Annotated in this window: 2 protein-coding genes; both read left to right on the top strand. The window is 33.6% G+C overall.

The window, feature by feature from the left end:
* Positions 1-35 precede the first annotated feature (35 nt).
* A complete protein-coding gene (locus tag M0D21_RS22265) occupies positions 36-6,386 on the top strand; it encodes a type I polyketide synthase (RefSeq protein WP_248333659.1) in 6,351 nt (2,116 codons plus the stop codon).
* A gap of 32 nt (positions 6,387-6,418) precedes the next feature.
* Positions 6,419-12,889 carry a non-ribosomal peptide synthetase gene (locus M0D21_RS22260; RefSeq protein ID WP_248333657.1) on the top strand — a complete coding sequence of 2,157 codons (6,471 nt, stop codon included), beginning with the start codon at positions 6,419-6,421 and terminating at the stop codon, positions 12,887-12,889.
* Positions 12,890-12,924: the final 35 nt, after the last annotated feature.

Genomic DNA, 12,924 nt, shown 5'->3' with positions numbered 1-12,924 from the left:
CTCTTATTATAATAATTTATTTCACTCTAAAAATTATGAAAAATCAAAATAAACCTATCGCTATTGTAGGATTGGGATGTCGATTCCCAGGATCTAGCTCGTCTCCCGAGAAGTTTTGGGAGATGCTAGTTGATCAAACTGATGCAGTAATTGATGTGCCATCAAACCGATGGGATAACCGACACTTTTATGATGAAGACGAAAATAAACCAGGCAAGATAAAAGCTCGTCAGGGTGGTTTTCTTAAAGAAAGCATAGAAGATTTTGATCCAATGTTCTTTGGAATTTCTCCCATGGCAGCAGAATCTTTAGATCCGCAAGAAAGAATTTTGTTAGAAGTTGCTTATGAAGCTTTTGAAGATGCAGGTATTCCGATCGAAAAGGTAAAAGGGACCAGTACAGGGGTTTTTGTTGGAGGGTTTACTTTTGACAACTACCTTATTAAGGCTGCAAACGATAATAAACATTTGGTGAATTCTCAAACTGCCTTAGGGATATCGTTAACTATGCTCTCCAATAGATTGTCCTACTTTTTTGATCTCAATGGACCTTCGATTACGATAGATACTGCTTGTTCTTCATCTTTGGTAGCTACTCATTATGCGTGTCAGAGTATTTGGAGAGGAGAGTCTTCTATGGCTCTTGTGGGAGGAGTAAATATGTTATTAAGACCCGAAGTGTCTATAAATATGAGTAAAGGACAGTTTTTGTCTAAACACTCTAGATGTAAAGCTTTTGATAGTGATGCAGGGGGGTATGTAAGAGGAGAAGGAGGAGGAGTAGTAATCCTAAAGCCTTATGAAGATGCAATAAAAGATGGCGATAAGATATATGCATTAATAAATGGTACAGGAGTGAATCAAGACGGTCATACCTCTGGAATTACAGTGCCAAATGGAGATGCTCAAACCAGATTAATACAAAAAGTTTATAAAGAAAATGGTATAGATACCAAAGATGTTCATTACGTCGAAGCTCATGGAACAGGAACTCCTGTTGGTGACCCCATAGAATTTGGAGCATTAAACAAAGTGCTATCTGAAAAAAGAACTTCAGATGATAAGCTCTTGGTAGGATCTGTTAAAACAAATATTGGGCATTTGGAAGCTGCCTCCGGAGTGGCAGGTTTGATCAAAACCGCTTTATGTTTAAATAAAAATCAGGTTCCGGCAAGTTTGCATTTTAAGAACCCTAATCCTGCACTTAATTATAATGACAGCGTTTTAAAAGTACCAACATCATTAAACGAACTTCCAACAGATAAAAAATCTCATGCATCTATTAACTCATTCGGATACGGGGGAACTAATGCTCATGTGGTATTAGAACAATATGCTCAAAATACAGATGAGGTTACAGGTGAATTGGCTAAGAAAGATAATTTTATTTTTCCAATTGGGGCTCGTAGTAAAGATGCTTTAGTAGCTCTTGCTAAAAAATATAAAGACTATCTCCAGAATGAAGATAATAACTTTGCTCAGGTACTTAGTAATACAGCCTATAGAAGATCTCATCATTCAGATCGATTGGCAATAGTGGCATCTTCAAAAGATGAATTATTAGAAAAAATAGAGGCTTTTGAAGAAGATATTTTAATCAAAGGTATTACCACTGGTAATGTTTCGTCAGCAGCACCAAAAGTAGTTTTCGTATATACGGGAATGGGGCCGCAATGGTGGAAAATGGGGCGTGATTTAATGCAAACCGAACCTGTGTTTAAAAGGGCTATCGAAGAGTGTGATGCCGAATTTACTAAAATTTCTGGGTGGTCCATCATTGCGGAAATGGAAAAACCTGAGGATATTTCTAAAATAGGGGAGACCTATATCGCACAACCTGCAAACCTTGTGATTCAAATAGGTTTAACAAAATTACTTAACCATTATGGAATATCTCCAGATGCTGTAGTTGGACATAGTGTTGGAGAAGTAGCCTCGGCATATGTATCTGGTGCTCTCTCCCTTGAAGATGCTCTTTTGGTAAGCTATCATAGAAGTCGATTACAACACACGACTTCAGGAACAGGTACCATGCTAGCAGTTGGACTACCAGAAGAAGAAATCAAAGATACCTTGATTGATTATAGTGATGTTTCGATTGCAGCAATTAATAGCCCAAAATCGGTTACTCTAGCTGGGAATGAGGAAAGTTTAAAGCTATTGCAAGAGAAATATGAAGAGATGGGGGTGTTTAATAGAATGTTAAAAGTTACGGTTCCTTATCATAGTCCAATGATGAATCCTATAAAAGAAGAACTTTTAACTTCTCTTCAAAAAATAAAGGGTAATGATACTACGATAGATTTATATTCTACAGTAACCGCGAATAAAATTTCAGGAGAAAATATCAATAATGAATATTGGTGGAGAAATGTTAGAGAATCTGTGCGTTTTGCAGAAACTGTAAATACTCTTGAGAATGATAACTATACCATTTTTATAGAGGTTGGTCCACATCCGGTATTGAAAAACTCGATGAAAGAGTGTGTAAATAATAATGAATCTTTCAATTTTCTGGAGACATTAAATAGAAAACAGCCTGAGCAGATCAACTTTTTTGAGAATATAGCTCAGCTTTTCACACTTGGGTTCTCTATAAACTGGGATAGATGGGTAGGAAAATTACCATACTTACCATTACCGTCATATCCATGGCAGAAAGATCATTATTGGGAAGAGTCAGCAGTATCTATTGAAAAAAGAGTTGGACGAAAAGAAAATGTATTTCTTCATCAAAAAGTGCAGTCGCCAAAGTCTACATATAAGGTAGAAATTAATAAATACTTTTTTCCATTCTTAAATGATCACGTAGTACAGGATAGAGTTGTATTTCCGGGTGCAGGATATATAGCTGCGGGAATTGCTTACTATCAAAATGAAATAAGTCCAGAAGTTTCATTTGGATTGGAAAATGTGAAATTTCACCAAATGTTAGTGATAGAAGAGGATAAATTACAGGATTTATATACCTCTTATGATGATAAAAGTCAAGTCTTTACCATAGATAGCTCTAATGTTGGGGAGGATATGGTTTGGACACAAAGAGCCTCTGGAAAGTTTATAATTGGAGATTATAAAAATGGAGCAACAAAAATAGATTTAACATCTAAAAATTTGAAATCTACCATTTATGAAGATGAAATTTATGAAAAGTTAAGTAAGTCAAAATTGGATTATGGGCCTTATTTCAGAACAATTGAAAATATTCAATTTGAGGAAAATGAACTAATCGCAACAATTAAAGGACATGAACAAATTAAAGATTCGTTGAATGAATTTTTTATTCATCCTACCTTACTAGATGCATGCTTTCAATCTGTAATCGCGTTTGATGATTCTGAATTTGTTCCGGTTTCTATGGGAAAAATGTATTGTCATTTTTCACCTGGAGATGAATTAGTTTGTTATTCAAATTTGAAATCTCGTACGGATAATTCAGTGTTAATTGATATGACAATTTGTGATGTTGAAGGTAATGTTGCTATTGAGATAAAAGATTTTAAATGCCAAGAATTGGTAGCAAAAACTCCTGAAAAAGAAGATTTTGTTGATGATTGTTTATTTACAACTAATTGGATTGAGGAAGAGTCTGATACTAATTTTACGACAGATTATGATACCGTTACTTACATTTTTACTGATGATTATTCAGGGTGTATTCCATTACTAGGTGAATTACAAGGTAAAGTTGTCGTACTACAACCAGGATCAGATTTTAAAGAGCTGGGAGAAGGACATTACATGGTAAATCTGGAGGATCTTGATGCAGTTTCTGAAGAAATAAAAGCTGATTTTAGTTCAGATGTAACCTTTGTGTACTTTGTAGAAAATGATACACTTAATCGAGTATCTGAAGTTGGAGAAGAGTGCCTTAAAAGGATCAAACCTATTTTGGATCTTGCACAATATTGTTCGAAGAACTTAAAGAATAAACTTACCCTTAATTTAATTACCCAAGGAAGTCAGTTTGTTCATGAAAATGATAAAATTCAATCTTTAGAATCTACAATTGCTCATGGGTTAGGAAGAATAATCGTTAACGAATTTCCTACTTGGGATGTAAGATTGTTAGATTTTGAATCTAGTAATGGAAACCCAATATCTACAGACTTGTGGAGATTAGTTCTTAGTAAGATGTATGCTTCTGTTAAGCCTTATGAAGAAATAGCAATTCGTAATAATACCATATTTAAAAGAAGCTTACAAAGCTGGAATAATGAAGATGTTGAGTTAACTAAAGAGACGGTAAGTTTTCAAGATAATATGCTGCAATTAGCAAATGAAGATTTTGATGGATTTGAAAATATAAGTTTTAAAGAGGTTGATAGAGCTGATCCTAAAGAGGGTGAAATTGAAATTTTAATTGATAATGCTTCGATTAATTTCAAAGATTATTTGAAGGTTACCAATAAAATTGTACCAGAATCTCTTGAAGGCTCGTATACTGGTAATTCAATGGGGTGCGATTGTGAAGGAGTAGTTACCAGAGTCGGTAAAGGAGCAAGTAAGTTTAAAGTTGGAGATAGAGTTATAGCCATCGCAAGAGGAACTTTTCAATCCTATACTACTACCTCAGAACTCTTAGCGGTTAAATGTCCTGAAAATTTAGTAGGTAAAGGATCAAACGTGGTACTGAGCTATTTGACAGCGGTATATAGTTTAAGAGATAAAGGTAATTTAAAGAAAGGTGATAAGGTATTAATTCATAATGCCACCGGAGGAGTTGGTATGGCAGCTATAAACTATGCAAATATGGTTGGAGCTGAAGTTTATGCTACTGCCGGGACCGAAGAAAAAAGAGACTACCTTAAATCTATTGGTATTAATAATGTGTACAGTTCAAGGAGTCTTGACTTTGCCAAGGAAATTCTAGAAACTACAAGTGGAAAAGGAGTAGATATTGTGTTAAGTGCATTGCCCAAGGAGACCATGCATCAAAGTTTATCGGCTTTGGCACCATATGGTACCTATCTAGAAATCGGTAAGAAAGATATTTTGGATAACGCTGCGTTACCCATGAGTTTATTCAATAAAAACATTTCTTTTTCTGCTATTGATGTAGATAGAATGACTAAGGAAAAACCTGAAGAAGTATCTAGCATATTAGAAGATATTGCATCTTTTATTGATGTAAATGAAATAGAATCTTTACCTGTTAAAGTATTCTCTCCCAACACTATTTCGGAGGCTTTCAGCTTAATTGATGAAGGAAAGAACATAGGAAAGGTAATTATCTCATTCACCAACGAACAAGTAGAAATTTTTAGAGAAAAAGAACTATTAATTAAAATCGATAAAACCTATTTGATCGCTGGAGGAACAAAAGGTTTAGGTTTTGAGATTGGGAAATGGTTGATAGATAAAGGAGCCAAAAATCTTGTTTTATTGAGCAGAAGTGGTCTTAAAGATCCTAAAGCAATAGAAACAGTAGAAAAGATAAGAGAAAAAGGGGTGAATGTCAAAGCTTATGCAGTAGATGTTTCAAGTTTAGAAGAAATGTCTAAAGTATTCGAAGATATTAACCAAAACTTACCGCCAATTGCAAGTGTTTTTCATTGTGCTATGGTTCTTGACGATGGTTCTTTGGTAGATATGAACATAGATCGCTTCAGAAAAGTAATGAGACCTAAATTGGATGGAGCGTTAAATATTTATGAATTATGTAAGAATTTTGAGTTAGATAATTTCATTTTGTTTTCCTCTGTTTCTTCATTAATCGGAAATCTTGGGCAGGCTAATTATATCGTAGCTAATGCGTTGTTAGACTCATTTACTCACATATGTAATAACGAAGGGATACCCGCAACAACAATTAATCTTGGAGTATTGGCACAATCTGGAGTTGTGGCCAGAAGTGAGAATTTAGAAGACCTTATCTATCAGGGAACTGGAATTAGAAGTTTTACCAATAATCAGGTGCTCGTTGGATTAGAGAAAATACTATATGAAAAACCAAGACAGGTAGGCTTTTTTGATATCCATTGGGAAGTGCTGAGTGAAAACATGAAAGGTAGCGGGTATTATATGTTTGAAGAATTGGTTAAAACCAAAGTAGGTTCAAATAAAGGTTTAAATGATGAGCAAAATCAGTGCATAGAAGAATTACTAGCATTGGAAAAACCAGAACAACAATCTTATGTCGCGGCCTTTTTGAAAGAAGAATTATCGAGGATTTTAAAACTGTCTAAAGACAAAATTCAATCTGACAAAGGAATTGGATTCTTAGGAATTGACTCCATTCTTTCTGTTGAGCTATTAAGAGTAATCAATAACAAATTTGCGATCAATATGTCTTCTATGGAATTGTTGACCTTACCGTCTGTAAACAAATTATCTATAATGATAATAGATAAGGTTTTGGAAACAAGTGAATTAGAATTGGTGTAGTAAGCTGTGAAACGTAAAGAATTTTAAACAAAATGGAAGGACAAACATTACAAGAAATCTTTTTGAATAATATAAATTCTAAAGAAGAATCTGGAATTACCTTTATAGAGTCTAAAAATGATATCCAATATCTGTCATACAAGAAGTTGTATCTTGAAGCCAGTTATAAGCTTCATGCTTTGCAACAAGTTGGGTTATGCCCAGGAGACGAATTGGTATTTCAATTTCAGTCGAATAAGAATTTCGTAGTCACTTTTTGGGCATGTGTTCTTGGTGGATTTATTCCTGTTCCAATAGTATTGGGAACTACTTCAGATATTGCGGCCAAAATTGCCGGGGTATGGAAAAAACTGAAGAATCCTTATATCATTTCAGATGTTCCAGAATTTAAGAATATTCTAAAAGAATTTAGTTTAGAACATGACGATGTTATTAATGATGTTTTATCAAATTTCATTGATAATGATGAGCTTGTCTACAGTAAAAAAGCTGTTCCAGTAACTGTTAGTCCTTCTGATTTGGTATTTATTCAATTCTCTTCAGGTTCTACCGGTACCCCAAAAGGAGTAACAAATACCCAAGAAAGTATAATATACAATGTTGGAGTTTCTTTGGATAAGTTCAATATTCAAGAAGCAGACAAACTTCTTGGTTGGATGCCATTAACTCATGATATGGGACTCATATTCTTTCATATACTCCCATTATTGGTTAATGCAAACCAATGTCTGATGTCTCCAATGTTGTTCCTTTCTGCACCAGAAGTATGGATAGAAAGTTTATCAAAAGAACAAATTACGATTTCCGGATCTCCTAATTTTGGATTTGTTCACGTACTTAAAAATTTGGAAAGAGCAAATCTAGAAAACTTGTCTTTCGATAAACTCAGAGTTCTAATTAATAGTGCAGAACCAGTTTCAATAGAAGTGTGTAGAGAATTTGAAAAGGTCTTCGAAAAATATGGTTTAGCTCAAAATACAATTAACCCTGCATACGGTTTGGCCGAAGCTGTATTAGGTGTTTCTGCATATTACAAAGAAGACGCTGGGCTTAAAGAGTTTTTTATCGACCGCGGTGAATTGAGTATAGGAACCAGGATAAAATTTGAGGATAGTACGACTGAAAATGTAGCATCATTTGCAGATTTAGGATCATTTCTAGGTACTGAAATAAAAATAACCGATGAACATAATAAAGAGCTACCCGAAGATACTTTAGGTATTATTCAATTAAAAAGTCCTGCTATTACATCAAGTTATTATAATGATCCCGAAGCTTCTGCAAAGGTTATTTCAAAAGACGGTTGGTTTAACACCGGAGATATAGGCTTTCTGCATGAGGATCATTTGGTAATTACAGGAAGACAAAAGGAAATGATTATCATTAATGGGCAAAATTATTTCCCTAACGATCTTGATAAGTTGCTCGAAGAATTGCCAGAGATTCAATTTCAACATGCGATTTCATGTAACATTTTTGATGAGAAAAAGCATGAAGATGAACTTTATATATTTCTGCAATTTAGTGGACTAACTGAAGATTTTATTCTTTTAGCCAATAAGATCAAAAAAATCGTTAATGATCGTATTGGGATACAAGTAAAAGAAGTTGTCATGGTAGATAAAATACCAAGGACAACAAGTGGTAAAATTCAACGATACGTTCTTAGAAAGAAATTTCTTGAAGGAACTTATGATGTTATTCTTAGCAGTTTAGATCAAAATGATAGCCTTGTTGAAGAAAGAGAGTATGTTGCTCCTTCAACAGATATCGAAAAAACGTTAGTTAAGATCTGGGAAGACTTTTTTGAAATTGATAATATTAGTGTAACTGATAATTTTTTCTATTTAGGAGGAAGTTCTATCGGATTAGGAATTTTGGCATCTAGAATTCAAGAAGCATTTGATATACAAATTGACGTTAGAACATTATTTACAAAAACCGATTTTCAAGATCAGGTTGCACTTATAACTGAAGCTGGTAAAGCAGAACCAAGTAGTATTATACCAATTCCAGATAGAGAATACTATCCTTTATTTGACACTCAAAAAAGACTATTTGTAGATCATCAAATAGACAAAAATTCGTTATCATATAATACTCCTGTTGTTTTAGAAGTAAAAGGCGAACTAGATGTAACTCTTTGCGAACAGGCTTTTAAGCAAATAATAGAAAGGCATGAAATTCTGCGTACATCTTTTGAATTAAAAGACGGGGAACCAGTACAAAAAGTTCACGATCACGTAGATTTTAAAATTCAAATTGTAGAAAGTACAGAAAAAAATGTTCAGAATTTATTACAAGAATATATAAAACCTTTTGACCTGACAAGACCTCCATTGGTTCGAGTGCTAATTCAAAAGGAAAATGATGTTTACAGCAAAATAATTATTGATGTTCATCATATTGTAATAGATGCTGCTTCATTCGAGATTCTAATAAGAGAATTTGAGTCCCTTTGCAAAAAAGAAACGTTGGATCCCTTAAAGCTGCAGTATAGAGACTTTGTAGTTTATGAAAAGACTGTTGAAGAACACAAAAATACAAATGATCAGAAAAAGTTTTGGTTAGATCAGTTCTCGGAACTTCCAGAATCTATTAAGCTTCCAAACGATTATACCAATAGAGATTTAGATAAATCTGAGGGCAATAGCTTTGTTTTTGAAATACATGGGGAAAGAAAAGAGAAGTTACAAGCTTTGTGCAAAAAGGAGCAGGTAACAATGTCTACACTTACTCTTACAATATTTTATGTGCTACTTGCCAAGTTGTCAAATCAAGAAGATATTGTATTAGGGACTTCCACTTTAGGAAGATGGAAAAAAGAGTTGAGAAATTCAATAGGGTTATTTATCAATACATTGGCATTACGTTCATATCCAGAAGGGGAGAAAAGCTTTGTCGAGTTTTTAAGAGAAGTAAATACAAATGTTATTGATTGCCTTTCAAATGAACAATATTCTTTTGATCAACTATTGAGTGACCTCGATTTAAAATCAAAAGGGAATAGCAACCCTTTGTTCGATATTACTTTTGAATATCACAATTTTGATTGGTCTGATATAGAACTTTCAGATTTTAAATTATCAAGACTAGAACACTCAAACTTTTTTGCAAGATTTGATTTAGCACTTCGAATTGTTGAAAAAAATGGAATTCAACAATGCTCACTAGACTATCGTAAAAGTTTGTTTGAATTGGATACTGTGAAGCGCTTTGCTGAATACTATGAATCTATTATTGATGAAATAATTAATAATGAGTCTATTGTCCTAAAGGATATAAATGTTTTATCAGAACAGGATTATACAAAATTATTGGAAGAATTTAATTCTTCAGAACCAACAATTACAGATGGTAAAAATGTTATTGAAGTATTCTCAGAGCAAGTGAGAACGACACCAAATCAAGTTGCATTGGTGTATAATGAGAAAAGCCTGACGTATTTAGAACTAGATGAGAAGTCTACAAATTTGGCAAAAAACCTTCTTCATCTTGGAGTGGAAAGAGGTGATAAGGTTGGTGTTATGATGACTAGATCTTTAGATTTTATAGTATCTGTTTTAGGGGTTATCAAAACAGGAGCAGCTTATTTCCCTATTGATACAAATTTGCCTGAATCAAGAAAGTCTTACATGTTAAATCAATGTGATGCAAAACTGATTTTAACAAATGTAGAAAAACCTAACCTAGAATTAGACTCGAACAAGTTGGTTAATGTCTCTGAGTTACGAGAGCTTAATATCCAGAATTCATCTTTAGAACTTCCAAAACTTACGCAGGAAGATGTAATGTATGTGATTTTCACTTCAGGATCGACCGGAGCCCCGAAGGGTGTGGTAATGCAACAAAAAGGTGTTTTAAATTTAGTTAAGGGACTTAAAGCTAGAGTATACAATACATACCCAAATAAAACTTTAAATGTTTGTCTATTAGCATCATATGCTTTTGACGCCTCTATACAACAGATATTTGGAGCTCTTTTAATGGGGCATTCTTTATACGTTGCAGACGATGAAACTAGAAAAGATGGAGAAAAACTACTGAAGTTTTATAACCAAAATAATATAGATGTGTCAGATGGTACTCCAACTCACCTTCGCTTTTTTACCGACTCATTTACCGAAAAAAGTAGGTTAAGTTCTTTAAGCAGTTGGATAGTTGCTGGGGAGGTATTGTCTAAAGATTTAGTAAAGACCTTTTATGAAAAATCAAAAGGAAGCACACAATTATATAATTTTTATGGTCCAACAGAAACTTGCGTTGATACCACGTCTTTTAAAGTAGATCAAAATGAACTAGAGCAGTATGATCAAATTCCAATTGGTAGACCTTTACCTAATGAGCGAGTTTATATCACAGATAAATATGGAAACTTAGTTCCCCCTGGTACAATTGGAGAATTATGTATTGCGGGAGAAGGATTAGCATCTGGTTATATTGGTGATACAGCGTTGACCCTTTCTAAATTTTGCTCTAACTGGGTAGAGGGAGAAAATACAGTGTATCGCACTGGTGATCTAGCAAAGTGGTTGTCTAATGGTAATTTAGAATATTGTGGTAGAAAAGATGATCATGTTAAGATAAGAGGGTTTAGAATCCATATTGGAGAAATAGAATCTGTTTTGAATAGGATACCAGATGTAAATCATTCTGTTGTAATCGTAAAAGAAGGAGAAAAAGAAGAAAAGCAATTAATCGGATATATAGTTTCTGACAAAGAAATTAGTAGCAAAGAAATTCAAAAAAGGCTAGCATTAGATTTGCCAGAATATATGATTCCTAGAGCTTATGTTCAAATGCCTTCATTTCCTACCACCAATTCTGGTAAGGTCGATAAAAAGGCATTACCCTTACCGATAATTGATACAAATTATGTAGAACCTACAACAGAGTTAGAACAGCAGCTGGCTTCCTTTTGGCAAGAGATTCTAGCAATAGAAAAAGTAGGTATTCATGATAATTTTTATGAACTTGGAGGAGATTCTATTAAGGCGATTCAACTTGCAAGTAAATGTAAAACGGTTGGTTTACACTTTCAGGTAAAAGATATATTTAATCACCAGACGATTTCACAAATAGTATCTTACATCAAGGAGAGTGCCGGAACATTACAGGAAAAAGGAGTTTTATCTGGACCAGTTAAACTTCATCCAATTCAGAAACACTTCTTTGAAAGAGGATATAAAGACATTAGTCATTATAACCAATCGATGATGTTTAAAGTTTCAAAATCGGTTACTGTAGAGGTTCTAAACTTTGCATTAGAAGAGTTGGTAAAATACCATGATGTATTAAGAATGTCTTATGATAGCATAGAGAATTCTATTTACCCTTTACAGTCTTATAATTCCAGAATTCCTAAAGTTATTCAAGAAGAAGTGTCATCAGTTGAACAGATTCCCGCAAGATGTCAAAACCACCAAAAGGATTTAGATATTTTTAAGGGGAATGTTTTAAAGGCAGTTTGGTTTGAGACAGGAGACAATGATTTGCATAATCGATTATTAATCGTGATGCACCATTTAGTGGTTGATGGGGTTTCCCAAAGAATTATTATTGAGGATTTAACAAGTTTGATAGAACAAAAGATCTCTGGAGATAAACCTGCGTTGCCAGAAAAACAGACCTCATATAGACAATGGAATAAAAAATTAATTGACCACGCCACTTCTTCTATTTTAGAGAAGGAACATATTTACTGGAAGGAAGTTTTATCAAATTATAACCCATTACCTGTAGATATCATTAATAATGATAGTGCAGATTATAATGCTACCGATAAAATACAAATATCCTTGCCTTCAGATTTAACAAGAACATTAATTCATGATGCTCATAGTGCATTTCAAACAAATATTAATGATATTCTTATTTGTGCACTTACTTTGGCGTTATCAGATTGGTTGAATGACTCAAAAGTAGTAGTTGGACTGGAAGGACATGGTAGAGAAGAGTTGTTTAAGGATACCGATATAAACAGAACCATAGGTTGGTTTACAAGTCTATATCCCATTTGTCTTAATCTTAAGAATGTCAATAATATAGCGATGTTAATCGCCGATACCAAAGATATGTTAAGGGGTATTCCTAATAAAGGAATTGGATTTAATTTGTTAAGAACCGAGTCTAAGTCTGAAATCATAAGGTCTAATTTATCAGCCTTCTATGAAGATATAACATTCAATTATTTAGGAAGCTTCGATACTGGTTGGACTTCTGAAAGAGAGAATGTAATTGAACTAACCATTGAGGATACTGGAAATACTATAGGCGATCGTAATGTTAATAAACATAAATTATCAATAGATAGTCTAATTAAGGACGGTCAGTTACACATGGAATGGAAGTATGATGCGAAATGCTATAATAAAACTACAGTTCAGGAATTGGCAGATAACTATGTAATTGCCTTAGAAAAGATACTACAATTTACACTAGAATCAGAAATGGGTGAGCAAGCCCAGGAGAAGGTTGAAGACTTTGAAATTTTCTCTATATAAATCATTATTCATTAATACAAAGTTTTTAAAAATGG

It is taken from the genome of Aquimarina acroporae (assembly GCF_023195925.1).
In the GTDB taxonomy this organism is placed as follows: Bacteria; Bacteroidota; Bacteroidia; order Flavobacteriales; family Flavobacteriaceae; genus Aquimarina; species Aquimarina acroporae.
This window is presented reverse-complemented; position numbering and strand designations above follow the sequence as displayed.